The organism is Streptosporangium sandarakinum (assembly GCF_013409935.1).
GTDB lineage: Bacteria > Actinomycetota > Actinomycetes > Streptosporangiales > Streptosporangiaceae > Streptosporangium > Streptosporangium nondiastaticum.
Map to the genome: position 1 here is coordinate 1,302,869 of NZ_JACCCO010000001.1, position 22,991 is coordinate 1,325,859.

General features: G+C 73.9%; 23 protein-coding genes. 6 read left to right on the forward strand and 17 right to left on the reverse strand.

The window, feature by feature from the left end; all coding sequences use genetic code 11:
• Window positions 1-17: 17 nt before the first annotated feature.
• The 5 genes from HDA43_RS05655 to HDA43_RS05675 all read right to left on the reverse strand — a co-directional run bounded on the left by HDA43_RS05655 (window position 18) and on the right by HDA43_RS05675 (window position 5,159).
• Window positions 18-695, reverse strand: coding sequence for an adenosylcobinamide amidohydrolase (locus tag HDA43_RS05655; RefSeq protein ID WP_179818663.1), 678 nt, complete (start codon window positions 693-695; stop codon window positions 18-20).
• Between the two features lie 25 nt (window positions 696-720).
• Complete coding sequence (locus HDA43_RS05660; protein ID WP_312873032.1) at window positions 721-1,665, reverse strand: ABC transporter ATP-binding protein; 945 nt, start codon at window positions 1,663-1,665, stop codon at window positions 721-723.
• 56 nt (window positions 1,666-1,721) lie between these two features.
• A complete protein-coding gene (locus tag HDA43_RS05665) occupies window positions 1,722-2,726 on the reverse strand; it encodes a FecCD family ABC transporter permease (RefSeq protein ID WP_179822825.1) in 1,005 nt (334 codons plus the stop codon).
• A gap of 204 nt (window positions 2,727-2,930) precedes the next feature.
• Window positions 2,931-3,893 carry a helical backbone metal receptor gene (locus HDA43_RS05670; protein WP_179818664.1) on the reverse strand — a complete coding sequence of 321 codons (963 nt, stop codon included), beginning with the start codon at window positions 3,891-3,893 and terminating at the stop codon, window positions 2,931-2,933.
• Window positions 3,894-4,298: 405 nt separating this feature from the next.
• Window positions 4,299-5,159, reverse strand: a complete 861-nt coding sequence (locus HDA43_RS05675) for a Gfo/Idh/MocA family protein (protein WP_179818665.1) — start codon at window positions 5,157-5,159, stop codon at window positions 4,299-4,301.
• A gap of 196 nt (window positions 5,160-5,355) precedes the next feature.
• On the opposite strand from HDA43_RS05675, the gene HDA43_RS05680 reads away from it, so the two are divergent.
• Entirely contained in the window at window positions 5,356-5,937 is a 582-nt protein-coding gene (locus HDA43_RS05680; RefSeq protein WP_179818666.1) for a histidine phosphatase family protein, read from the forward strand.
• On the opposite strand, the gene HDA43_RS05685 is transcribed toward HDA43_RS05680, so the two are convergent.
• The 3 genes from HDA43_RS05685 to HDA43_RS05695 all read right to left on the reverse strand — a co-directional run bounded on the left by HDA43_RS05685 (window position 5,934) and on the right by HDA43_RS05695 (window position 7,461).
• Window positions 5,934-6,239: a hypothetical protein gene (locus HDA43_RS05685; RefSeq protein ID WP_218911609.1), complete on the reverse strand. Its 306-nt coding sequence runs from the start codon at window positions 6,237-6,239 to the stop codon at window positions 5,934-5,936. The two genes, HDA43_RS05680 and HDA43_RS05685, sit on opposite strands and share 4 nt — an antisense overlap.
• 124 nt (window positions 6,240-6,363) lie before the next feature.
• Entirely contained in the window at window positions 6,364-6,600 is a 237-nt protein-coding gene (locus HDA43_RS05690; protein ID WP_179818668.1) for a DUF397 domain-containing protein, read from the reverse strand.
• Window positions 6,601-7,461, reverse strand: coding sequence for a Sco1979 family transcriptional regulator (locus HDA43_RS05695; RefSeq protein ID WP_376770491.1), 861 nt, complete (start codon window positions 7,459-7,461; stop codon window positions 6,601-6,603).
• A gap of 184 nt (window positions 7,462-7,645) precedes the next feature.
• Between HDA43_RS05695 and HDA43_RS05700 the strand changes: the two genes are divergently transcribed.
• Window positions 7,646-8,161, forward strand: coding sequence for an ATP-binding protein (locus HDA43_RS05700; RefSeq protein WP_179822826.1), 516 nt, complete (start codon window positions 7,646-7,648; stop codon window positions 8,159-8,161).
• A gap of 432 nt (window positions 8,162-8,593) precedes the next feature.
• Complete coding sequence (locus HDA43_RS05705; protein WP_179818670.1) at window positions 8,594-10,990, forward strand: helicase-associated domain-containing protein; 2,397 nt, start codon at window positions 8,594-8,596, stop codon at window positions 10,988-10,990.
• A 140-nt stretch (window positions 10,991-11,130) separates the two neighbouring features.
• Here HDA43_RS05705 and HDA43_RS05710 read toward each other — a convergent pair whose 3' ends face one another.
• On the reverse strand, window positions 11,131-11,742 hold the full coding sequence (locus tag HDA43_RS05710; protein ID WP_179818671.1) for a TetR/AcrR family transcriptional regulator: 612 nt from the start codon (window positions 11,740-11,742) through the stop codon (window positions 11,131-11,133).
• A 50-nt stretch (window positions 11,743-11,792) separates the two neighbouring features.
• Here HDA43_RS05710 and HDA43_RS05715 point away from each other — a divergent pair, with 50 nt between their 5' ends.
• Complete coding sequence (locus tag HDA43_RS05715; protein WP_179818672.1) at window positions 11,793-12,131, forward strand: rhodanese-like domain-containing protein; 339 nt, start codon at window positions 11,793-11,795, stop codon at window positions 12,129-12,131.
• A gap of 6 nt (window positions 12,132-12,137) precedes the next feature.
• Here HDA43_RS05715 and HDA43_RS05720 read toward each other — a convergent pair whose 3' ends face one another.
• Both HDA43_RS05720 and HDA43_RS05725 read right to left on the reverse strand, forming a co-directional pair.
• On the reverse strand, window positions 12,138-13,418 hold the full coding sequence (locus tag HDA43_RS05720) for an ArgE/DapE family deacylase (protein WP_179818673.1): 1,281 nt from the start codon (window positions 13,416-13,418) through the stop codon (window positions 12,138-12,140).
• A gap of 4 nt (window positions 13,419-13,422) precedes the next feature.
• On the reverse strand, window positions 13,423-15,033 hold the full coding sequence (locus tag HDA43_RS05725) for a DUF885 domain-containing protein (RefSeq protein ID WP_179818674.1): 1,611 nt from the start codon (window positions 15,031-15,033) through the stop codon (window positions 13,423-13,425).
• A gap of 77 nt (window positions 15,034-15,110) precedes the next feature.
• On the opposite strand from HDA43_RS05725, the gene HDA43_RS05730 reads away from it, so the two are divergent.
• Both HDA43_RS05730 and HDA43_RS05735 read left to right on the forward strand, forming a co-directional pair.
• Window positions 15,111-15,431 (forward strand): GroES family chaperonin, encoded by a 321-nt coding sequence (locus tag HDA43_RS05730; RefSeq protein WP_179818675.1) that lies wholly within the window; start codon window positions 15,111-15,113, stop codon window positions 15,429-15,431.
• Window positions 15,432-15,901: 470 nt separating this feature from the next.
• A complete protein-coding gene (locus HDA43_RS05735; RefSeq protein ID WP_179818676.1) occupies window positions 15,902-17,158 on the forward strand; it encodes an MFS transporter in 1,257 nt (418 codons plus the stop codon).
• Between the two features lie 102 nt (window positions 17,159-17,260).
• Here HDA43_RS05735 and HDA43_RS05740 read toward each other — a convergent pair whose 3' ends face one another.
• The 6 genes from HDA43_RS05740 to HDA43_RS05765 form a co-directional block, all read right to left on the reverse strand.
• Entirely contained in the window at window positions 17,261-18,259 is a 999-nt protein-coding gene (locus HDA43_RS05740) for a hypothetical protein (protein ID WP_179818677.1), read from the reverse strand.
• An 87-nt stretch (window positions 18,260-18,346) separates the two neighbouring features.
• Window positions 18,347-19,141 (reverse strand): SDR family NAD(P)-dependent oxidoreductase, encoded by a 795-nt coding sequence (locus tag HDA43_RS05745; RefSeq protein ID WP_179818678.1) that lies wholly within the window; start codon window positions 19,139-19,141, stop codon window positions 18,347-18,349.
• Window positions 19,142-19,385: 244 nt separating this feature from the next.
• The gene (locus HDA43_RS05750; RefSeq protein ID WP_179818679.1) at window positions 19,386-19,928 is read right to left on the reverse strand and encodes a hypothetical protein; all 543 of its coding nucleotides are present in this window, start codon (window positions 19,926-19,928) and stop codon (window positions 19,386-19,388) included.
• Between the two features lie 175 nt (window positions 19,929-20,103).
• The gene (locus tag HDA43_RS36310) at window positions 20,104-20,628 is read right to left on the reverse strand and encodes a TIGR02611 family protein (RefSeq protein WP_312873033.1); all 525 of its coding nucleotides are present in this window, start codon (window positions 20,626-20,628) and stop codon (window positions 20,104-20,106) included.
• A 150-nt stretch (window positions 20,629-20,778) separates the two neighbouring features.
• The gene (locus tag HDA43_RS05760) at window positions 20,779-21,639 is read right to left on the reverse strand and encodes a fibronectin type III domain-containing protein (RefSeq protein WP_179818680.1); all 861 of its coding nucleotides are present in this window, start codon (window positions 21,637-21,639) and stop codon (window positions 20,779-20,781) included.
• 98 nt (window positions 21,640-21,737) lie between these two features.
• Window positions 21,738-22,898, reverse strand: coding sequence for an RNA-guided endonuclease InsQ/TnpB family protein (locus tag HDA43_RS05765; protein WP_218911611.1), 1,161 nt, complete (start codon window positions 22,896-22,898; stop codon window positions 21,738-21,740).
• Window positions 22,899-22,991 lie beyond the last annotated feature (93 nt).

The window sequence follows — 22,991 nt, forward strand, 5'->3', positions numbered from 1 at the left end:
GGGAGTCCGGCCCTCGCTCACATGGTAGTTCCGGAAACCTCCTCACCCCGGGTAATGCTCCGGTCACGCCCCGCCCAGTCGCGGGCGCCTCGCCGTACGGCGGAGTGGACGGCGCGGGCGACGCGGGCGCCCCAGAGCGAGCGCGGGCCGCCGAACGGCTCCTCGGGCCCGTCGTCGCGTACGGCCACACAGACCGCGTCGGAGGCGGTGCCCGTGCAGGGGAACCCCTCCTCGACGAGCGCCTGGGTCTTGGCCTCGGTCACCGTCATGACCGTGTTGACCAGGGCCGCGTCGCTCATCGCGACCGGCACGGCCACGATGATGTTGATCGTGCCGGGCAGGTGCATCGGGGCCAGTTCCGGGTCGGCGGCGCCCTCGGGGGCGGCGGCCCAGGTCGGGACGCGCAGCCCGGTGGTGGCGGCCACCTCCACTCCCCCGTCGACGGCCCGGGTGAACCTCTCGACGGACGCGGCGGTCAGCATGCCGACGCCGCGGCCCGGCGGGGCCATCTCCAGCAGGTGGGCGACCGGGTCCATCCGCGCGTAGCCGCCCGGGACCTGGGCGTTGAGCACCCACTCCACCGGGCCGATGCCGCCGCCGACCATGGCCGAGGAGATCGCCCGCCAGCCGGGGCCGAACTTCCACAGCAGCGAGGCGAGCCGTACCCCGTCCTCGACACGGTGACTCAGCAGCACGGGCCCTCCTGGGGAACGCGGTGGATCAGCGGCACGGGTCCTCCCCGCGGGCACCGGGCCCGGACGGCGTGTCCGGATGTCCCTCCCGGTCCGTACGGTCCTCCCGATCCAGGCGGTCCGAGCGGTCCTCCCGGTCCGGACGGCCTCGCCGTCCGGGGCGGCCGGGCCGTTCCAGGTGGACCTGCGGCCGGCCCCAAGGGTCCGTCTCGACGCGGACATGGGCGTCGAAGTGCTCGGCGATCAGCTCGCCGGTCAGCACCTCCGCCGGGGAGCCCGACGCGGCGACCCGGCCCCCGGCGACCAGCGTCATCATGTCGGCGTACTGGCCGGCGACGCCCAGGTCGTGCAGGGTCGTGACCACGGTCAGCCCGTCGGCGAGCCGGAGCCGGTCGACCAGCTCCAGGACCTGTTGCTGGTGCCCCAGGTCGAGGGCGGTGGTGGGTTCGTCGAGCAGGAGCACCGGGGCCTGCTGGACCAGCGCCCTGGCGAGCACGACGCGCTGGCGCTCGCCGCCGGACAGCCGGCCGAGCGGGCGGCGGGCCAGGGCCGACAGGTCGAGGCGCTCCAGCACCGACGCGGTCACCTCGCGGTCGCGGCGGCCCTCGCGCCCCAGGTAGGGGATGTACGGCGTGCGGCCCAGCAGGGCGTAGTCGAAGACGGTCATGTCGCCCGGCAGGGCGGGTGCCTGGGGGGCGTAGGCCAGCAGTCTCGCCCGCTCCCGGGGTTTGAGCGCGCGGACCGGCGTGCCGTCGATGAGCACCTCCCCCGAGTGGGGCAGCATCCCGGCGACCGCCTTGAGCAGCGTGGACTTGCCCGCGCCGTTGGCCCCGATGACGGCCAGCCAGCCGCCGAGGCGCACCCGCAGGCCGACGCCGGACAGCACGGTCCGCGTCTCCAGCACGACCTCGAGATCGCGTACCTCGACACCGCCCGCCGTGTCCCGGCCGTCCCCGCCGTCTCCGTCGTCCACGCCGCTCCCACCCGCGATTCGGCGGATCGCCGCTCCCCCGCCCATGTCCCGGCCGCTCACGCGTCCGCCCTCCTGGTCACGCGGAGCACGGCGACGAAGAACGGCGCGCCGACGAAGGCGGTGACCACGCCGATGGGCAGCTCGGCCGGGGCGAGGACGGTCCTGGCCAGGAGGTCGGCGAGGACCAGGAAGGCGCCGCCGCCGAGCAGCGAGAGAGGAAGGACGACCCGGTAGGACCCGCCGGCGAGACGCCGGACCGCGTGCGGGACCACGATCCCCACGAACCCGATCAGGCCGCTGACGGCCACCGCCGAGGCGGTGGCCAGTGAGGCGGCGAGCAGTACGGCGAACCGGACCCTGGCCACGTTGAGTCCCAGGCTCGCGGCCTCGTCGTCGCCGACGGACAGGACGTCCAGCAGTCTGCCGTGCAACAGCATGATCGCCACCGAGACCGCCGCGTAGGGGGCGACCAGCCCGAGCTGGCTCCAGCCTCCGCCGACGTTGCCGAGGATCCAGGAGTAGATGCGCTGGAGCTCCTCGACCCGGAGCTGCTGCAGGAAGGTCTGGATGGCGGTGAGGAAGGAGGTGACGGCCACGCCCGCCAGGACGAGCGTGGCGGTGCCCCCGCCGGGGCCGGCGATGTTGCCCAGCGCGTAGGCGAGCAGGACCCCGCCGATCGCCCCGGCGAACGCGGCCGCCGGGATCATCAGCGACTGGTCGTCGCCCCTGGCGAACACGACCGTCGCCGTGGTCGCCAGGCCCGCGCCCGCCGCGGCGCCCAGCAGGTACGGATCGGCCAGCGGGTTGCGGAAGACGCCCTGGTAGGCGGCTCCGGCGCAGGCGAGCAGGCCGCCGACGACCGCGGCGAGCAGGACCCTGGGCAGCCGCAGCTCCCACAGCAGGCCCTGCTCGACCGGCGCCAGTCCCGGGTCGGCCGAGACGAACGGCAGCCAGTCGAGCAGCTGCAGCGCCACCTTTCCCGGCGGGATGTCGGCGGCGCCGACCAGCAGCGCGGCGAGGGCGCTCGCCAGGAGCGCCCCGACCGCGGTCAGCGCCGCCACCGGCCGGAGCCGGGCCGCGCGTCCCGGGTGTCCGGCGCGGTCGCCGGTTTCCGCGCGGCGGGAGGACCCGGCCGTTCCCCGGTCCGGGTCGTGCGACGGCGGCCCCCCGGGAGCGGTGTCCCCGGCGCGGGCGTCTTCCTCGGTGCGGACGGTGTCCCCGGCGCGGGCGCCGGGGACACCGGAGGAGCGGGCGGAGCGGGTCAACTAGTCGGCCGCGGCCTTCCGCACGGCCTCGCCGACCTTCTCGGCGAGGTCCACGACGCGCGGTCCCCAGCGGGAGGCGACGTCGTCGTCGAGCTCGACGACCCGGTCCTTCTTGACGGCCGAGAGCTTGGACCAGCCGGGGCGCTTGGCGAGGGTGGCCGCGGTCTGGGCGCAGCACTTGGTGTCGGCCAGGAAGACCAGGTCCGGGTCGGCCTGGGCGACGAACTCGGCGGAGAGCTTGGGGTAGCCGCCGGCCGGGTCGGGCGCCTTGTCCGCGATGTTGGTCAGGCCGAACAGCCCGTAGATCTGTCCGAGGAACGTGCTGGACGTCACCGAGTAGGGCGTGGTGTCCAGCTCGTGGTAGTAGGTGAGGTTCTTGTCCTTGGGCGCGGCGGCGGCCAGCTCGTCGATCCGCTTGCGCATCCCGGCCACGACCTCGTCGGCCTTGGGCTTGTTGCCGGTGGCGGCGCCGAGGTCGCCGATCTGGTCGTAGGTCTCGTCGAGCTTGGTGGCCGCGGGCTCAAGCAGGACGGGGACGTTGACCTTGGTCAGCTTGGCGACGATGCCGTCGATGTCGTTGGCGAGCACGACCAGGTCGGGCTTCTGGGCGATGATCGCCTCGGCGTTCGGCTTGAACCCCGACAGGTCGGTCTTGGGGGCCTCGGCCGGGTAGGTGGACTGGTCGTCCACCGCGACGACCTGGGTCCCGGCGCCGACCGCGAACAGGCTCTCGGTGGCGGTGGGCGACAGGGAGACGACGCGCTCGGGTTTCCTGGCGATGGTGACCGAGCCGTTGCCGGCCTGGACCGTGACGGGGAACCCGGCCGCCTGGGCGGCGGGCGCGGAGCCCGTCCCCGAGGAGACGGCGGGGGACGCGGGGGACGAAGAGGAGTTCTGGCCGCATCCGGACAGGGCCAGCACGCCGAGGAGGGCGCCGGCGAGAACGGGGCGTACGGGCCTCAACCGAGGTCCTTTCAGTTGCCGGAACCGAGAGACCCGTAGAGATGACGGATCACCCTTTTCCACGAGGGTTGACGACGTCGGCACAGCGGAGGCGACCTGGCTCGGCCCCTTGGGGACCATGACAGTTGCGGGACAGCGCCGGACTCACACCGGACTTCGCTACACGCTGCGCGTCGGGCAAACGTTACCAATTCCCCGGGGAGTCGTGACATGGGGTCCTCGGATCGGCTCCGCACCACCCGGCCACGTCCCCGTGCCGCCCGGGGACGCCTCGGGCCGCCCGGTCACGCCCCCGCGCCGCCCGGGGACGCCTCGGGCCGCCCGGGGACGTCCGGACTCCGCCCGCGGTGCGCCGCGCGCCGCCGCACGGTGTCCCATGGCGCGGGGCGGCACGGCGCCCGGCCGTCAGGCCCGGGTGAGCTGCTCCTCGGCGGCCGAGATGATCTCCTGCAGGCGCAGGCCGTGGGCGGCGTCGAGGGGGTGGCCGCCCCCGCCGTGCACGGTCTCGGCGAACTCCGCGAGCATCACGGAGAAGACGTCGGGGCCGAGCCGGTCGCCGTCCATGGCCTCCGTGCCCAGCTTGCCGTAGACCTCGACGGTGGCGGGCGGCTTGTCGCCCGGCACGCTCATGCACAGCGACGCCTCACTGACCGCGCCGCCCTCGTGCTCCAGCAGCAGGCCGACCCAGCCCCGCGTGTTGCCGTGGGCGCGGACCGCGGTGACCCGGCCGAGCGCGGCGTCCAGCATGTCGATCATGTGCGGGCCGACGTCGAGGATCGCGCCGCGCTCCAGCCGCCAGGGGCTGGTGAAGCCACTGCCGAGCAGGGCGCCGGAGATGTGGGCCGCCCGGCCCCCGAAGGGCTCGATCGCCGAGACCCGGGCCAGGAACGCCCGGGTGGCCGGCGAGTAGCGCCAGGTGAGGACCATCTGGGAGGGCACCCCGGCCTCGGCGATGGCGTCCGCCAGCCGCCGGGCCCCCTCCAGGTCGGCCGCGAGCGGCTTCTCCAGCAGCAGCGCCTTGCCCTCCTTGGCGGCGCGCACGCCCAGCTCGGCCTGTACGGCGGGCGGCACCGCGAACGCGACCGCCTCGCAGCTGTCGAACAGCTCCTCGATCCGCTCGAAGACCGGGACGCCGAACCGGGCCGCCGCCCCGGGCCGCCGCGCCCACACGCCGGTCAGGCGGGTGTGCGGTCCGGCCGACAGCATCGGCGCGTGCACCTTCTCGGCCCACGGCCCGGCACCCACCAGGCCCACAGATATCGTCACGCCCCCAAGTTTCTCACGGGGCGGTCCGCCGGACGGGGTCGCTCCGCCGGAGCGGAGGGGCCGGACGGCGGAAGGGCCGGGCGGTCGCGCGGGGCTCCCGCCGGGGCGGCGAAGACGCCGGACCGGCCGCGCGAGGGGCGCCTCGGCCGGGGCGGCGGGGGTGCCGGGCCGGCCGTACCGGCATGATGGGTGGCATATGAGAGAGATGTTCCTGCTACGGCATGGTGAGACGGAGTGGAGCCGCAACGGCCGCCACACCGGGCGCACGGACCTGCCGCTGACCGAGAAGGGGGAGGCCCAGGCGCGGGCGCTCGCCCGGCTGGTCGCGGAGCGATCCTTCGACCTGGTGCTGGTCAGCCCGGCGACGCGGGCCCGCCGTACGGCGGAGCTCGCCGGCCTCACCGACTACGAGATCGACCCCGACCTGTGGGAGTGGGACTACGGCGGGTACGAAGGGATCACCACCTCGGCGATCCGCGAGGACCGGCCCGGCTGGTACCTGTGGCGCGACGGGGTGGTCCCCGGCGACGCCGACCACCCCGGTGAGGGCGCGGCGGAGGTCGGGGCCCGCGCCGACCGGGTGATCGGCCGGGCCCGCGCCGCCGGCGGCGAGGTGGCGCTGGTGGCCCACGGGCACTTCCTGCGGGTGCTGTGCGCCCGCTGGCTGGACCTTCCCCCCGCCGACGGCAGGCTCTTCCGGCTGGACACCGGCACCTACTCCCGGCTGGGGTACGAGCACGCCGAACCGGTCGTGCTCAGCTGGAACGCCCCGCTTTAGCGGACCGGCCCGGCGGGAACCCCCGGAGCGGCGGGTGCCGGTTCGCCGGGGACCGCCGGGCCGGGCTGCGGTCCGCGGCCCGTCAGCCATTCGATGACCCCGTGGTGGCCGCGGCGGGCCTCCTCGAAGTGCCGCCACCGCCAGTAGCGGGGCCGGTCGCGCACCCCGGTGACCCACGTGCGGTAGGTCACCGGGGCGGGCGTCCCGTCCTCCGCGGCCGGCGAGGCCACACCGTAGGTGCGGATCACGACGCGCCCGCCCGGTGCGAACAGCACGTCGTCGGACACGGGATACAAGGTCATCTGGTCGAGCACGGTCGGAAGCCCCCAATCAACTGTGGGACCCACTCTCGTCCCTCGTGCCACTCCCCCGGTTACGCCTCCGGCGCGACCCTGTTAACCAGATGAGCCGGATGTAAAAACACTGTTACACGGTGAGGCTGTCGAACTCCCCGTCCTTCACCCCGAGCACCAGGGCGCGGATCTCGTCGCGTGTGTAGATCAAGGCCGGGCCGTCGGGAAAACGCGAGTTGCGGACGGCGATGCTGCCGTCCGACAGCTCGGCCAGCTCGACGCAGTTGCCCTGCGAGTTGCTGTAGCGGCTCTTGCGCCACCTGGCTCCCGCCAGATCGGTGGCGGGCATGCCGTTGTAGGTCTTCTCCATTTAGATCTCTCCGAGAAGGTCGCCGAGGATCTCGGCGGTGCCCCCGGGCGTGGTGCTTTCCACGCACAGCTGCTCCATGGCCGTGAGGTAGGGATCGACGTCCTCACGTTTGTCCAGGTAGAGGGCACCCCAGAGCTGCTCGACGTAAACGACGTCCGACAGGTCGGACTCGGGAAACCGTAAGATGCTGAACGCGCCCCCCTCGGCCGCGTGCATACCGAACCTGAAGGGCATCACCTGGAGGGTGATGTTGGGCAGCGCGGCGACCTCCAGCAGGTGCTGGATCTGCTCGCGCATGGTCTCCTTGCCCCCGATGGGCCGGCGCAGGGCCGCCTCGTCGATGACCGCCCACAGGCGCGGGCCGTCCTTGCGGGTGAAGCGCTCCTGCCGTTGCATTCGCATGTGCACACGGCGCTCGATCTCCGCCTCCGGCGCGTCCGGGTAGCCGAGCCGGATCACGGTGCGCGCGTAGTCGGACGTCTGGAGCAGGCCGGGCACGAACTGCACCTCGTAGGTGCGGATCACGCTCGTCGCCTCCTCCAGCCCCACGTAGGTGGTGAACCAGTTCGGCAGCAGGTCGCCGTACTTGTGCCACCATCCGGGGGTGTTCGCCTCGCGGACCATCTCCAGCAGGCCGCGCCGTTCCGCGTCGTCGAGCACGCCGTACAGGGTGAGCAGGTCCTCCACGTCGCGGGTCTTGAAACCGACACGGCCGAGTTCCATCCGGCTGATCTTGGACTCCGAGGCGCGGATGTGGAATCCGGCGGCCCCGCGGGTGAGTCCCTTCTCTTCACGCAGGCGGCGCAGGCTCGCGCCGAGCATGATGCGCCGAACGGTGGAACCGGTACCGGGCGGGTCCATGGACACGTGGTGCTCCTCGCTCGCTTTCCTGATCGACAGTTTGTCACTTCGCGGCCCGTGACTTGCTTGGCCGCGGAAAATCCCCTTTCCGCGTTGATCGACCGACTTACCGGCAACCGTAGCGCTTGCACACGCCCAATGCACGTGCATTCGCTCTTGCACCTGCACAGGAGTTTGCACCATGATGATCCATGTGCAGTCCGCCCAAACCGCTCCCCCCAGAACGTCGTGGACGGCGCTCGACTGGTGGCCGCCCGTGGGCTGGTGGCCCGACGCCGCGCGCGACCTCCTGTCCGGGTCCCCGGCTCCGGCCAGCGCCACCTTCGTGCTCCCCCCGAGCGCGGAGTCGGTCCACTCGGCGCGCAGCTTCGCCACCGGCACCCTGACCGGCTGGAACCTCGCCGACCTGAGCGAGAGCATGGAACTGATCGTCTCGGAACTGGCCACCAACGCGTTCCGGCACGGCCTGCGGCTGGCCGAGGCGCGCGCCAAGGAGCCCATCAGACTCTCCCTGCTGCGCCGGGACGGCCTCGTGGTCTGCGCGCTCAACGACCCCGGCGCCGGCTTCCCCGCGCTCCGTGACCCCTCCCCGCTGGACGTCGGCGGCCTCGGGCTGCACATCGTCGACTCGCTCAGCCTCCGCTGGGGCTGGGCTCCGCTGGCCCCGTACGGCAAAATCGTCTGGGCCGTCCTCGGTTAGGCTCCGTGCCGTGGATCGTCCCGCCCCGCCGCGGAGATCCACGGCACGGAGCCCGACCGGCCGCCGCGGGCGCCCCCGCCGGAGAACGGCCGGCCCCGTCCCGCGAGGCGGACCCGCCCCCTCGACCCGCCGCCGTCCCCGGCGCCCCCTCCTCGGTCCTCCCGAAGTCCAGCCCCTCCCCGAAGCCCGCACACCCCACAGTCCTTCCCGGAAGGCGCCGCCTCTTCCCCTCATCTGGCGCCGGCCCGGTTCCGGGGCCGCCATCCGACTCCCCTCGGGCGGCCCCGGGACCCGGCCAGAGAACAGATGGTCACCGGCGGGGAACTCATTGCATTCTGCGCGGTGCATGCCTCCCGGGATGCCCTCTGCATTACCGTGGATGCCTATGGCTCGCGGAGAGTCCCCGCGCGAGATTCCTGAGAGAGCTGCGAGATGGACGATGACCTGCTCGGCTGGCTGAAGACCCTCGACGAAGACCGCCTCACCCGGCTGCTGGCCAACCGGCCGGACGCCATCGCCCCGCCGTGGCCCCGCCGCATCGACACCCTCGCCCAGCGGCTGGGCAGCGGCTTCGCGGTGATCGGGGTCATGCGGGGCCTTCCGCTGCCCGCCATCGAGGTGGCGCAGGCGTCGCTCGCCCTCGGCGGCCGGGTCTGGCTGGAGGAGCTGGCCCGGTTCATGGGCGTCCCCGAGGCCGAGGTGGCCCCCTGGATCGACCGGCTGTTCGACCACGCCCTGGCCTGGCCCGACGCCGAGGGGCGCATCCGCGTCGCCGAGGGGGTCGCGCGGTGGTGGACCGCCCCCTGCGGGCTCGGCGAGCCGCTCACCCACTACCTGGACTCCTGGACGGTCAGCGCCGACGCGCTGCGGGCCCTGGCCAGGACGCTCGGCCTGCCGCAGGGGCCCAAGCGCCGCACCGTCACCCGGATCATCGAGGTGCTGTCCGACCCCGGCCGGGTCACGGCCATGATCGGGCGGGCGCCGGAGGGCACCCGGCGGCTGCTGGAGGGGTTCGCCTGGGACGGCCCGGTCCGCGACGTCGACGGCGGGCGCTTCGTCGCGCCGGGCACCCCGGAGAAATGGGCCGGCGACCACGGGCTGCTCTTCCGGCCGAGCTGGAACGTCGCCGAGATGCCCCGGGAGGTGGCGCTCGCCGTACGCGGCCCCGGCTACCACCCGCCCTTCACCCCCGTCCCGCCCGACCTCGCGGGCGTCCCGGTCGATCCGGAGACGGTCGACCACCTGATGACGCTCGCCGCCCCGCACGTGGTGGAACGCTGCTCGGCGATGCTGGAGAACACCGCCAAGGTCCCGCTGCCGCTGCTGAAGGCGGGCGGGATCGGCGTGCGCGAGGTCCGGCGGCTGGCCAGGGACACCGGCTGCGACGAGGACGAGACCCGACTGCTGCTGGAGGTCTGCGCGGTGGCCCGGCTGCTGGCCTGGGACGAGCCGGCCGGCGGCCTGATGCCGACCGAGAAGTTCGACCGCTGGCGCCTGGACGACTCCGCCGCCCGGCTGCGGGTGCTGCTGTCGGCGTGGTGGCGGATGGAGCGCTCGTCGCTGCGCCGGGTGGACGGCAGGTACGGCACCGTGCTCGGCGACGACCTCGCCGGGGCCTCGGTCGCCCGTGCCCGGCGCGCCGTCCTCGGCGTGCTGGCCCGGCTGCCGGCGAGCACCGCGTGCACCGACATGGACGGGCTCGTCAGGGCGGCCCACTGGCACGCCCCGCTGCTCGACATGCCGCTGCTCGCCGAGTGCGCCCCGGCCGTGCTGGAGGAGGCGCGGATGCTCGGGCTGGTCGCCTGCGACGCCGTCACCGACCTCGGTCGCGCGCTGGCCTCCCTGGACGCCGTCGCCGGGGACGAGAACGACGACTGCGCGCCGGCGGTGGAGAACGACCCGGTGCTGGTGGAGTGCTCCGTCCGGGCGCTGGCCAGCGTGCGCCGCAGCGCGCTGTTCGGCGCCGACCTCACCGCCGTGGTGACCGGCCCGCCCTCCGCCGAGCTGGCCGAGCTGCTGGACCGCGCCGCCGACCGCGAGTCGCGCGGCACCGCGTCGGTGTGGCGGTTCACCCCGGCGAGCGTGCGCCGGGCGATGGACGCCGGGCACACCGCCGACGCGCTGCTGGCCGACCTGGCCGAGGTGGGCGCGGTGCCGCAGCCCCTCGACTACCTCGTGCGCGACGTGGCCAGGCGGCACGGCGAGGTCACCGTCACCACGGTCGCCTGCATCGTGCAGGCGTCCGATCCCGCCCTGCTGGCCGAGATCGCCGGGCACCGGCGACTGTCCCGGCTGGGCCTGCGGCTGCTCGCGCCCACCGTGCTGGCCAGCGCGCAGCCCGCCGACCGTACCCTCGCCGCGCTCCGGGAGAACGGCTACGCGCCGGTCCCGGTCGAGGACACCGGGGAGATCACCGTCCGCCGCGCCCGCGTCGACGAGCCGCAGAACGGGCGGCTGATCCTGCTGCCCGGCGGCCGGGTCGCCGAGCTGGAGCAGCCGCCGCACCCGCTGGTCGAGCCGCCGCCGGATCCCGGCGAGCACGCCCGGCGGCTGCTGTCGGCCGAGAACCACATCGCCCAGGCCGGCGGCCGGACCTGGGCGGTCATCGGCCGGATGGCCTCCCGGCTGCCGACGGCCCAGCAGTCGCTGCTCGGCTTCGTGGTGGACCGCGGCGTCCGGGCCGCGATCACGCTCGCCGACGGCCTGACCGCCACCGTCAGCCACGGGGAGCTGCGCAGCGGCGTGCTCGACGCGTGGTGCGAGGAGGCGGGCGACTACCTGGAGTTCCCGCTGGCCGACATCATCGAGGTCCGCGGCGCCTACGCCTGATCCCGCCGAGATCCGCGGCGTCCGCGCCCGGCCCCGCCGAGATCCGCGACGTCCCCACCCGGCCCCGCCGAAGCCGCCGCGGTCGCCACGGCCGGGGGCAGAGGGAGGTGAGGTAGCGGCCGGCGTGCGCGGTTCCGGCCTCACCCCAGGACGAGCGCCCGGACCGCCTCCCTGGCCCGTGCCTCGCCGTACTCGGCGACCAGGGCCGTCATGTGCTCGGCGGCCAGCGGGGCGAGCAGGGCGTGCGCCAGGGGGCCGGCGTCGCACCCGGGGCGGGCCTCGGTGAGCAGGATCGCCACGTGGTGGCACCAGAACCGGTAGGCGCCGATCCGGTAGCGCGCGCCGGGGCTCGCGGTCTCCGACATCCGGACCAGGTCGAGGTGGCCGAGCAGGTGCTCAAGGTAGGCGTCCACGAACGCCGCGAGCCGTTCGGCGGCCGGAGCGCCGGGCCCGAGGGGCGCGGGCCCGGACAGGATCGCCGCCTGCAGTTCGCGCTCGCGCTCGTCGAGGAGCGCCACGGCCAGTCCCGACTTGTCGCCGAACCTCCGGAAGAGCGTGCCCTTGCCCACGCCTGCCTCCGCCGCGACCGCGTCCATCGAGACGCCGTCCACCCCCCTGTCCCGGAACAGCTTCGCCGCCGCCGCCAGCACCTTCGCCCGGTTACGCGCGGCGTCGGCCCGCTCCCTGGGCCGCGTGGCGGGCGGCGACGGCGGCTCGCTTGACGAAGCGGACCGCGGTCCGTTAAATTCCATGTCGCTCACAAAAACGGACTATAGTCCACTTATGGCCGAGGAGGCCAGCCATGACCGCACTGATCAGCCGTGACGAGCTCAGGGCCGCGATCGAGACGGGCACCGTCGTCGTCGTGGACGCGCTCGGCGGCGACTACTACGCCCAGCAGCACCTGCCCGGCGCGCTCGCCCTGGTCGAGAACGAGGTGGCCGACCGCGCCGCCGGACTGCTCCCCGACAAGGACGCCGCCATCGTCACCTACTGCTCCAACCCCGCCTGCGGCAACAGCGAGGCGGTGGCCCGGCGGCTGACCGGCCTCGGCTACACCAACGTCCGCAAGTACCGCGAGGGCATCCAGGACTGGGTCGAGGCAGGGCTGCCCGTCGAGTCGGGCGTCGCCGTCCACTGACGGCGGTCAGCCGCGCACCCCGCAGCGGCGCACCGCCAGCAGGGCCAGCACCCGGGTGACGTCGCGCAGCTCGCGCAGGCCGACCCGCTCGCGCGGGGCGTGGGCGAGGCGGACGTCTCCCGGGCCGTAGTGCAGGGCCGGCACCCCGCCCGCGGCGTAAAGGCGCAGGTCGCTGCCATACGGCGCCGCCGTCTCGGCCGGCCGGGTCCCGGTGACGTCGGCCACCGCCGCCGCGACCTGGGCTGGCAGCTCGTGCCCGGCGGGCACCCGGCCGCTCGCGAACCGCCCTCCGGGCCAGGTCACGATGGGCGGGTGAGCGCGCAGCCACGAATCGCCGATCCCGGCGACCGCCTCCTCCAGAGCGCGGCGGGCCTCGGCCGGGTCCTCGTCCAGCCGCACGCCCATCCTGCCCTCGGCGACCAGCAGGTCGGGCACGCTGCTGGCCCAGTCGCCCGCGCGGACCGTGCCGACCTCGATCGGGTAGGGAAGCGGGTTGCCCGCGAAGATCGGATCGGGGTCGCGGTTGCGGTCGGCCTCCAGCCGCCGCAGCTCCGTGAGGACCGGCCAGAACGCCTCCAGCGCGTTGACGCCCTCGTAGCGGGTCGCGCCGTGGGCGGCCCGGCCGGCGACCTCGACGCGGAACGTCAGCGCGCCGGCCGTGGCGGTGATGACCGCCCCGCCGGTCGGCTCGGTGATCACCGCCGCCTCGCCGCGGTGGCCGCGCGCCAGGGTGGCGAACGCGCCCAGGCCGCCGTCCTCCTCGCTCACGACGCAGTGCACGGCCAGCGGCCGGGCCAGCCGTACGCCCGAGCGGTGGACGGCGGCGGCGACCGCGAGGTTGGCCGCCAGCCCGGCCTTCATGTCGCAGGCGCCCCGGCCGTGCAGGACGTCGCCGGTGATCCGGGCGCCGAAGGGGTCGCCGCCCTCCCACTTGGCCAGGTCGCCGGTGGGCACCACGTCCACGTGCCCCTGAAGGACCAGGGCGGGCTCGCCCTCGCCCCCGGTGACGGCGACCACGCCGTAGCCCTCGGTGCGAGGGGCCTCGGTGCCGGGGAACCCGGGGTCGGCGCGCAGGGCGTCCAGGTCGAGCTTCCAGACGTCGACGTCCATGCCCGCCTCCGAGAGCAGCCGCCCGCAGCGGTGCTGCAGCTCCGACTCGGCGTCGGTGCCGGTCACGCTGGGCGTCCGCACCAGCTCGGCCAGCAGCCGGACCGTCTCCGCCTCGTCGATCGCCGCCAGCACCCTCGCCTCGTCGGGGGACACCCCGCCCGCCACGCCCTCGCGCATGCCGTCAGCCTTCCATGGCGACCCGGCGGGCCAGCCCGAGGGGCAGGCCACCGGAGCCGGCCAGCGCGTCGTGGAAGGAACGCAGGTCACCGCGGCCGGCGGCGAGGTAGTCGGCGCGAATGCGGTCGATCTCCAGGGCGCCGGTGAGGTACGACGGGGCCTGGGTGGGCCAGGCGCAGTAACGGTTGACCTCGCCCTTGGCCGTGCCCGGGGTCAGCGAGGTCCTCTCCGTCATGAAGGTCTCGGCCTCCTCGACGGTCATCTCGCCGCAGTGCAGCGAGACGTCCACGACGATGCGGGCCGCCCGGAAGAGGCGGAACTCCAGGTGGGCGAGCTCCTGGGCGGGGGTGGTGAAGTATCCCTCCTCCCGCATGACCTTCTCCACGTACAGGGCCCAGCCCTCGGTGAAGTACGGCGTGCGGAACAGCCTGCGGGCCCGGCGCGGGTTGCCCGCCATCCAGGACAGGTGCCAGTGGTGGCCGGGGTAGGCCTCGTGGACGGCGATGGAGGGCATCTGCGCCCTGGCGTTGGTGCGCAACCGCTGGCGCACCTGCTCGCCGGTGAACGAGTCGGGGGTGAACGGCACGAAGAAGTGCCCGAGCCGGGAGGCGGACAGCGGCGGGGGCATCATGTATGAGGCGACGGCGAGGATGGGCCGCTGGAACTCCGGCGACGGCACCACCCGGCACTCCTCGCCATCGGCGAAGGTCACCAGGCCGCGCTCGCGCACGAACCTCCTGGCCCGCTCGGTCTCGGCCTCGTACTCCGCCCGCATGTCCTCAAGGGTCGGCGGGTGGTCGTCCTGGAGGGCCGTGATGGCCGCGTGCCAGTCCCCGGAGCCGCCGGGCAGCAGCCGGGCGATCTCCCGCATCTCGGCGTCCAGCTCCTCGTACGCCTTCTGCCCCCGGCGCAGCAGCTCGTCGGCGCCGTAGCCGAGCATCTCCCGGTCGCGCAGCAGCGTGGAGTACAGTTCCTCGCCCATCCGCCAGGTCCCGGTGGCCCGGAAACCCTCCAGGAAGGCGGCCAGCTCGTCGAAGGCCGCCGCCGCGGGCTCGGCCGCCGCCGCCAGCCTGGCCCGCAGGGCCTCGTCGGCGACCTGGCCGGGGATCGTCTCGGTGAGCAGGCGCCGGGCGGTCCGCGCCTGGCCCAGGCCCCGCTCGACCAGCAGGGGGCTCGCCAGCCCGGGGTCGAGGTTGGCCCGGCAGGCCGAGAGGACGCCCGGCACCTCGGCGAGCCGGGCAACGGCGGCCTCGACCAGCTCGGCCTCGGGGGCCAGCCGGTGCATGAACGGGGTGAACATCGAGTTGAAGATCGGCCCCGTGTAGACCGACGGGTCACGCCGCCAGGCGGGCCAGGACCCCTGGGCCAGATCGCCGCGCAGCCCGGACATCACCAGCTCGCGGTCGATCCGCTCCTCGAAGTCCCCGCCGGGGACCGCCTGGAGGCGCTCCAGCCAGCGGCGGGACTCGCGCTCGCGGGCGAGGATGCCCCCCTCCGTGAAGTCGCCGAGGGTCCTGTCGCGACCCTCGGCGCCCATGAGGGCGGCGAAGATGGGGTTGGCGTCGAGATACCAGTCGATGTAGTCGCCGACCGGATCCGGGGAGAGCTCCGTCATGCTCCGTGAGCCTACTGCCGCGGGCCGGCTCCGGGGTTTGACGGGCGCCGCCCCGCCCGTCCCATAAGCTTCGTGGTGTGGGTGACCCGAAGTTCGAGATCCAGATGCTCCACGACCGCGTCATGGTGAAGGTGGAGCCGGAGTCAGAGGAACGGCGCAGCACGGCGGGGATCGTCATCCCGGCGACGGTGAAGATGGCCAACCGGCTCGTCTGGGGTCAGGTCTGCGGCGCGGGCGCGAACGTCCGCGCGGTCAAGGTCGGGGACAAGGTCCTGTTCAACCCCGAGGACCAGTACGAGGTCGAGGTTCACGGCCAGATCTACCTCGTCCTGCGCGAGCGCGACCTGCACGCCATCGCCACCCAGCAGACCGACAACGGCACCGGCCTGTACCTCTGACGCGCCCCGCCGGCGCCGCTGAGCGCCCTCGCCCCTTTCCTCCCGGCGAGTGCGTGAATCGGCAAGGAACCGTGCGCGTGACGTCAATGACGGCCGCCGTCCGCCTCATTACCGTGATCTCCGGCCGCCGGAAATCCGACCGGAGGCCGGACCGGTCCGCCTCGGCCTTCACCGGCACCGCGGTCCGCCCGCCGAACCGGAGAAGAGGAGGACTCCATGCGCGTCCGCCGCGACATCGTCTGGACCTGACCCGCGCGTGCCCTCCGAGGCCCAGCGCGTCCCCCGATTCAGAAAGAGAGGTGCTCCGTGCGCATCCGCCGCGACGTCATCTGGAACTGATCCGCGCGTGATCGTCCACGCCTCGTGATCACGGATGGAACACGCCGCCGTCGGTGACGTGGTCCGCCGTACGAGGGGCCGGCGACGCACCCTCCTGTCGCCGGTCCCTTCACGAACCGACGAGGAGAACGATGAGCGAGGCCGCCCGCCCGGCGACGTACCGGGCGGTCTTCGGCGTGGCGGAGTTCCGCGCGCTGTGGCTGACCGCGGTGCTGTCACGCGCCGGAACCCAGATCGCCCGGGTCGCCCTGGCGGTGCTCGCCTACCAGCGGACCGGATCGCCGGCCGTCACCGCGCTGGTCTACGCGCTGACCCTGCTGCCGGCCATCGTCGGCGGGTCCGTCCTGGGCGGGCTGGCCGACCGCTACCCGCGCCGCACGCTGCTGGCCGTCTGCGCCCTCTCCCGGGCGGCGCTCGTCGCGCTGATCGCCGTCCCCGGGATACCGCTGACGGTCCTGTGCGCCCTGGTGTTCCTCGTCCAGCTGATCGACTCACCCGCGCGGACCGCGCAGATGGCGATGACCCCCGACATCCTGACCGGTGAGGCCTACTCCCTCGGCGTGGCGGCCCTCACCCTCACCAACCAGCTCATCGCCCTCGTCGCGTTCGCCGCCGGGGGCGTCCTGGTGGCGGCCGTCGGGCCGGGCGGCTCCCTGCTCGTCAACGCCGCCGCCTTCGCGCTGATGGCGCCGGTCGCCCGGTGGGGACTGCGCCACCGGCCGGCGGCCCGGCCCGGGAGGCCCGGTGGGAGGCGGTGGCCGCGCGACCCGGAGGGCGGGGCCCGGCAGATCCTCGCCAGTCCCCCGCTGCGGAGCCTGCTCGCGCTGGCGCTGCTCGCCGGCTTCCACGTCGTGCCCGAGTCCCTGGCCGCGCCGTACGCCGCCGAGCTGGGGCTGGGCAGCCGGGAGGTGGGGCTGCTGATGGCCTCGATCCCGCTGGGCACCGTCGCGGGGGTCTTCCTGTTCACCCGGTTCGTTCCCCTGCCCGCGCGGCTCGCGTCGCTGGGGCCGCTCGCCGTGGCCGCCGGCCTCCCGCTGGTCCTGTCCGCGCTGCTTCCCGGCCTGGTGCCGGCGCTGGCGCTGTGGGCGCTCAGCGGGCTGCTCAGCGCCTACCAGGTGACGGCCAACACCGAGTTCACCAGGCTCGCCCCGCCCGAGCGGCGCGGCCGGCTGCTCGGGCTGGCCGGCTCGGCCCTCACCGGCGCGCAGGGAGTGGGCATGATCCTCAGCGGGGTCCTCGCCGACCACCTCGGCGTCTCCCGGACGCTCGCGGTCGCGGGCGCGGGGGGCTGCCTCGCCGGCCTGCTCGCCGCGGCGGGCTGGCGGCGGGCCCGCCGGACCCCGGAGGTTCACGCCCCGGCCCCGAGCGGGGCCGCGGCCTCCGGGTGAGACCGCCGTATGGCCGGCGGCGCGGGAACGGCCCGCGACGCGGAGACGGCCCGCCGGGCGGCGAGGTGCGCGCGGCGGTCCGGAGGAGGCCGGGACGGCGGGTCAGGGGCGGGTGTAGCTGAGGTAGACCCTGGCCTTCCAGTCGGCGGCGGGGATGTCGGCCAGCACTCGTGTGCTCTTCCCGGTGAGGTCGGCGACGACGGCCCGGTAGGCGGTGCCGGACGGGACGACGGCGATGAGGTGCCTGTCGTCCCACCAGCCCAGCAGGGCCTGGGCGCGGATGTTCACCTTGGCCGACAGCGCGCCCGTGGTGCGGTTCCAGACGCAGACGGGCTCGGCGTAGGTCAGCGGGCACCAGGTCAGGAAGGCGCTCCCGGAGGGTGAGAAGGCGTCCTCGCCCCCGGCGGGCGCGCCCGTCTTGGCGAAGGTGCGCCGGACGCGGCCGTCGAGGCCGTAGAAGCGGGTGCCACCCTGATGCTCGGTCACCACCTCCGTGCCGCCGGGTCCCCAGCGGAACCTGGCCGCCCTGTCCACCCCCGGCACGGTCACCGCCCGCGTGGTCCTCGCGGCGGCGTCGACGACCGCGAACCCGACGGTGTCCCAGCTCGTGCCGTTCTTCCGCTGCACGGTCAGCACCGCCTTGGCGCCGTCGCGCGACCAGTGGGCGAACTTGGCGATGAGCGGCCTGGCGACGGTCTGGACCTTCGAGCCGGTGTTCGCTGTCAGGTCGGCGAGGAGCACCGAATCGTGGTCGTTGACGTAGGTGGTGGGCACCGCGACGGCCCTGCGGCCCTTCGGCGCGACCGTGATCTCCTGGTAGCCGGTCTGCTTGGCGAACCGGCCGTTGCGGCGGAGGTAGGCGACGTTGCCGAGGGTGTAGGAGGTCACCTTGACCGGGTCGGCCGTCTTCTCGTGGACGGTCACGCCCGTCCCGGTCAGCTTGACGTCGACCACCACCGCCGCGGTCGCGGCCGGCGCCGCGTGCGCGGCGGGCGCGAGGGCGGCGACCGGCGCCGCGGCGGCGGCCACGGCGGCGGCGCGGCGGGCCGTTCGGCGGGCCGTACGGCGGATCGTTCGGCGGAGACCAGCGATCATGGGCACGGCCGCAGCCTAAGCCGGATACACCTCATACTTCGTGATCTATAACGGATCGGTTGGCGTGACAAGGGTCCCGGGCGCGGCCCGCCCTCAGGGCAGGATCGCGTCGACGTAGCCGCCGTCCACCCTGAGGGCGCCTCCGGTGGTCGCGGACGCCTGGGGGGAGCTGAGGTAGACGACCATGTTGGCGATCTCCTCGGGCTCGATGAGCCGTTGCAGGAGCGACTGCGGGCGGTGCAGGCGCATGAACTCGCGCTGCGCCTCCTCCCAGGGCAGGCTCCGGTCCACCAGCTCGTAGACGAAGTCCTCCACTCCCCCGGTGTGGGTCGGCCCGACGATCACGGAGTTCACGGTGACGCCGGTTCCGGCGGCGGCCTTGGCGAACCCGCGGGACACGGCCAGCAGGGAGGTCTTCGACATGCCGTACTGGATCATTTCCGCGGGGATGACGACGGCGGAGTCGCTGGCGATGTTCTGCACCCTCCCCCAGCCCCGCCCCATCATCCCGGGCAGGTAGTGGCGGGTCAGCCGTACGGCGCTGAGGACGTTCACGTCGAAGTAGGCGCGCCACTCGGCGTCGGTGATCTCCAGGGGCGGGCGGGAGCCGTAGATGCCGAGGTTGTTGACCAGGATGTCGGTTTCGGGGACCGCGTCGGCCAGCGTGGCCGCGCCGTCCTCGGTGGCGAGGTCCCCGACGACCGTGACGATCTCGGCGTCCGGCACCGTGCCGCGCAGCCGCCCGGCCGCGTCGTCCAGTGAGGAGGCGCCGCGTCCGGTGAGGACGACCCGTGCGCCGGCCTGGGCCAGGCCGGTGGCGATGGCGTGACCGATGCCCTGGGAGGAGCCGGTGACGACCGCGGTCCTGTCGGTGAGGTCGATGCGCACTTTGCCACCTTCCCTTCGCTCTCGCTCGCCCGGGACGGCGTCCCCGGACTTCCAGGGTGGCATCCGGCCGGAACGAGCCCTGGCCGGGGGCGGTTTCGCCGGTACGGCGAGGCGGGCGGCGACCCGGACGGCGCGGCGCGGGACGGCCGGGCCCGCGGGAGGCGGGGACCGGGCGTACGGCGAGGCGGGGACGGCCGTGCCGGCCGTCCCCGCCTCACTCAGGTGTCGTTTCCACGCCGCACGGTCAGAAGTAGCCGATGCCCTTGATGACCGCCGGGGTCTGGCCGAGGTTCTTGACCTTGAAGCGCAGGCAGGACTGGGCGAGGTGGGTCCGGGGGGTCGCCTGGGCGTCCCGCGCGGCCGTCCGGGAGGCGCCCTGAGTGTCCGTCTGGGTGGCGCCGCGGGTGTCCGTCTGGGCGGGGCCGCTCTGGGCGGGGCCGCTCTGGGCGGCGTCGTCCTGGTCCGTGCGGCCCAGGTTCCGGACGGCGCGCCGGGAGAGGGTCGCGGCGACCCGGGGCGCGTGGTCGTTGGGGGCGATCTCCACCTTTCCGATGGAGCGGCCCCGGCAGTTGGCGACCCGCACCTCGGTGGGCACGCTGTTGTTCTCCAGCTTGACCAGCACGTTGCCGCGGTAGGCGGCCGTGGGCATGAGCTCGGGTGTGAGCATCACCTCCTGGCCGGGCATGACCCTGGCGCGCAGGTTGACCGAGTCGGCGTGGGCCGCGGTACCGGTCACCGCGACGATTCCGGCCGCCGCCAGGGCGATCATCGAAGACAGGGCACGCATCGAGTGTCACTCTCCTTTGTGTCCTTGGGGATCAGACTCAGAGAGACTACGGAGTGTGACGCATTGGAATCGCTATGTGACCGTCGGTTCAGGGTAAAGGCTGCTCGGGGACTCACCGGCGGGCGGCGCCCCGCGCCGGTTCCCTTCCGCCGCGGGCCGTACCCGGGCGGCGGGTTCAGCGGTCGAGGAGGCGGCGGGCCTCCTCGATCAGGTCGATGCCCAGGCTCAGCTTGAGGCCGTAGTAGACGATGGCGGCGGCGGCGACGGCGGCGGCCAGGACGACGAGGATCCTGACCGTCCAGCCCCGGCGGCCGAGCCAGGCGGTCCACGCGGCGAGGGTCCGCCTGCCGAACTCCAGCAGCCGGCGGGCCCAGTGGAACTCGGTGGCCAGGACGGCGAGGCCGGCGAAGACCACCAGCCAGCCGGGGCCGGGGAACGGGACCATGATGAGGCCGCCGATGACCAGCACGGCGCCGATGACGCCGATGACGAACTTCAGGGTGAGGTGGCCGGTGCGGGTGGACCGGATGCCGTCGAGCCATCCCTGGATGCCGGAACGGCGGACCGTCGCGTCCCCGCCGGGGCCGGGGTCCTCGTCCCCGGCCCCGGACGGGCCGCCGGTCTCGCCGCGGAGGTCCGCGGCTCTCGTCTGGCGGGCGGTCCCGCCCTGGGCGTCGGGCGTTCCACCGGAGATCGTCACGTACTCCCCCGTACGGTCGGTTTCGCTCCAGGATAGAGGGAGCCCCTCCGGCCGGTTCCCGCCGTTTTCCGGCCGGAGGCGCGCGGGATCAGCCCGCCGTGCAGGCGACGGTGGCCGGGACGCCGTTGGTCGCCGAGGTGCCGGCGTTCTTCACCGTGACCTCGCCCTGGAACCGCCGGGCCAGGAGTTGACGACCTTGTAGGCGGCGGTGCAGCCGCCCGGCTGGCCGCCGCCGGACGTCGTGGTGAACGTGACCGGGTCGGAGGCGGCGGAGACGTTGCCCGCCGCGTCCCGGGCGACCACGTAGTAGGTGTAGGAGGTCGCCGGGGACAGGCCGGTGAGGGTGAACGCCGGGGAGGCCGGCGAGCCCGCCTTCACGTCGGTCGTCCCGGCCTCCCGGTAGACGTCGTAGCCGCTGACGCCGGTGTCGTCGGTGGAGGCGGCCCAGGTGAGCGTGGCGCCGGAGGAGGTGACCGACGAGGCGGCCGGCCTGCCGGACCTGGAGGGCGGGGTGGTGTCGTCGCCGGGCGGGACGGTCCCGGACGGGTCGGCGTAGAGGACGCCCCGGCCGTTGGTGCCGAGGTAGACGCGCCCGTGGATCCGCGGGTCGCCGGTGATGGCGTCGCCCATGTTGCCGTACCGGTGCCGGTCGTCGTTGATCCGCACCCAGGTCGCGCCGGCGTCGTCGGAGCGGAAGACTCCGGCGGTGCCGTCCACGGTGGCGGCGGCGTAGAGCGCCGGGTACGTCCTGCCGGTGGGCGGGCTGACCAGGTCGAGTACGGCGGTCTCCTCCAGGCCCCTGACCATGGGCTTGATGGTGAACTGGCCGCCGGCGTCCCATTTGAGGAGGTCCTCGGTGCCGTAGATCGTGGCGCCGGTGCCGTACATCATGCGGTTGGAGTCGAACGGGTCGATCTCCACGGACTCCGTCATCCAGCCGAGCTTGGGCGCGGTCTCCGGCGGCGACGGGTTGCCGCCGAAGGTGAGCCAGGGCGCCGAGGAGACGTCCATCCTTTGACGCGCTTCCCGGCCTGAAGGCCGGGGATTCAGCCCGCGCCGCGTCACGCGGCACCTCTGCGGCTTCCTGTTTCACCGGGTCCTGCCCTCCGCTAGGCGGCGGGTCTTACAGTCCCTCCGCAGGCGTTTAGCCTGTCCGCCCGTCCGGCGGCCAGGATGTTGATCGCCGCGTTCACGTCCCGGTCATGGGCCACCCCGCACGGGCAGGTCCACGACCGGATGGAAAGCGGCATGGTCTCGGCGATGGCTCCGCACGCCGAGCACAGCTTCGACGAGGGAAACCAGCGGTCGATCCTCGCGAAGGTCCGTCTGTACCGGGCGGCCTTGTACTCCAGCATCGCGGTGAAGGCCGACCAGCCCGCGTCGTGGACGCTCCTGGCCAGCCTCGTGCGTGCCAGGCCCTTCACCGACAGGTTCTCCACGTACACCGCTTGGTTGTCACGGATGATGCTCGCAGAGAGCTTGTGGGCGAAGTCCCGGCGCGCGTCGGCCACCCGGGCGTGAGCCTTGGCGACCTTGGCGACGGCCTTGTTCCGGTTCGCCGACCCGTTCACCTTGCGGCTCAGTGCCTTCTGCGCTTTACGGAGTTTCTTCGCCGCCCGGCGCAGGAACCGGGGGTTGTCGATCTTCCGGCCGTCCGATGTCACCGCGAAGTGCGTCAGCCCCAGGTCGATGCCGACCTCGGCCGCCGATTCGGGCAGCGGCTCGTCGCCGGTCTCGACCACGAACGACGCGAAGTACCGCCCGGCCGCGTCCTGGATGACCGTGACGCTGGACGGCTCCGACGGCAGGGTCCGCGACCAGCGCACCGGCACCTCCCCGATCTTCGGCAGGCGCAGCCTCCCACCCGCCGTGACCGAGAACCGGGCGTTCCTCGTGAAACGGATCGCCTGCCGCCTGTCCTTCTTCGACCGGAACCGGGGAGCGGCGACCTTCGGCCCCGTGCGCCTGCCGGTGATCGAGGCGAAGAAGGCGCGGTAGGCGGCGTTCAGGTCGGCCAGGGCCTGCTGAAGCACCACCGCCGAGACCTCGCCCAGCCAGGAGCGTTCCGGCGTCTGCTTCGCCTCGGTGACGACCCGCTTCGACAACTCCCCGTCCGAGACGTACGGCAGGCCCGCCTCACGCGCCGCCTGGCGGGCGCGCAGCCCGTCGTTGAACACCACCCGCGCGCACCCGAACGCCCGCGCCAACGCCTCACGCTGGACGGCGTCCGGATAGAGCCGGTACCGGCAACGAAGCCGCACGGCCCTCATCGTGCCACCCGACCATGACCGAACGCAGGGGAATCGGGACGATCCGTGGACACCTCGGCGACCGCGCCGACGCCGCGCACCACCCGGCGAGCA

What these genes read in the sequence shown, in the direction of transcription:
- HDA43_RS05680 (WP_179818666.1), top strand. Translation starts at nt 5,356, where the DNA reads ATGAGAGAGATGTTCCTGCTACGGCATGGTGAGACGGAGTGGAGCCGC.
- HDA43_RS05685 (WP_218911609.1), bottom strand. Translation starts at nt 6,239, where the DNA reads ATGACCTTGTATCCCGTGTCCGACGACGTGCTGTTCGCACCGGGCGGG.
- HDA43_RS05690 (WP_179818668.1), bottom strand. Translation starts at nt 6,600, where the DNA reads ATGGAGAAGACCTACAACGGCATGCCCGCCACCGATCTGGCGGGAGCC.
- HDA43_RS05695 (WP_376770491.1), bottom strand. Translation starts at nt 7,461, where the DNA reads ATGGACCCGCCCGGTACCGGTTCCACCGTTCGGCGCATCATGCTCGGC.
- HDA43_RS05700 (WP_179822826.1), top strand. Translation starts at nt 7,646, where the DNA reads ATGATCCATGTGCAGTCCGCCCAAACCGCTCCCCCCAGAACGTCGTGG.
- HDA43_RS05705 (WP_179818670.1), top strand. Translation starts at nt 8,594, where the DNA reads ATGGACGATGACCTGCTCGGCTGGCTGAAGACCCTCGACGAAGACCGC.
- HDA43_RS05710 (WP_179818671.1), bottom strand. Translation starts at nt 11,742, where the DNA reads ATGGAATTTAACGGACCGCGGTCCGCTTCGTCAAGCGAGCCGCCGTCG.
- HDA43_RS05715 (WP_179818672.1), top strand. Translation starts at nt 11,793, where the DNA reads ATGACCGCACTGATCAGCCGTGACGAGCTCAGGGCCGCGATCGAGACG.
- HDA43_RS05720 (WP_179818673.1), bottom strand. Translation starts at nt 13,418, where the DNA reads ATGCGCGAGGGCGTGGCGGGCGGGGTGTCCCCCGACGAGGCGAGGGTG.
- HDA43_RS05725 (WP_179818674.1), bottom strand. Translation starts at nt 15,033, where the DNA reads ATGACGGAGCTCTCCCCGGATCCGGTCGGCGACTACATCGACTGGTAT.
- HDA43_RS05735 (WP_179818676.1), top strand. Translation starts at nt 15,902, where the DNA reads ATGAGCGAGGCCGCCCGCCCGGCGACGTACCGGGCGGTCTTCGGCGTG.
- HDA43_RS05750 (WP_179818679.1), bottom strand. Translation starts at nt 19,928, where the DNA reads ATGCGTGCCCTGTCTTCGATGATCGCCCTGGCGGCGGCCGGAATCGTC.
- HDA43_RS05760 (WP_179818680.1), bottom strand. Translation starts at nt 21,639, where the DNA reads ATGGACGTCTCCTCGGCGCCCTGGCTCACCTTCGGCGGCAACCCGTCG.
- HDA43_RS05765 (WP_218911611.1), bottom strand. Translation starts at nt 22,898, where the DNA reads ATGAGGGCCGTGCGGCTTCGTTGCCGGTACCGGCTCTATCCGGACGCC.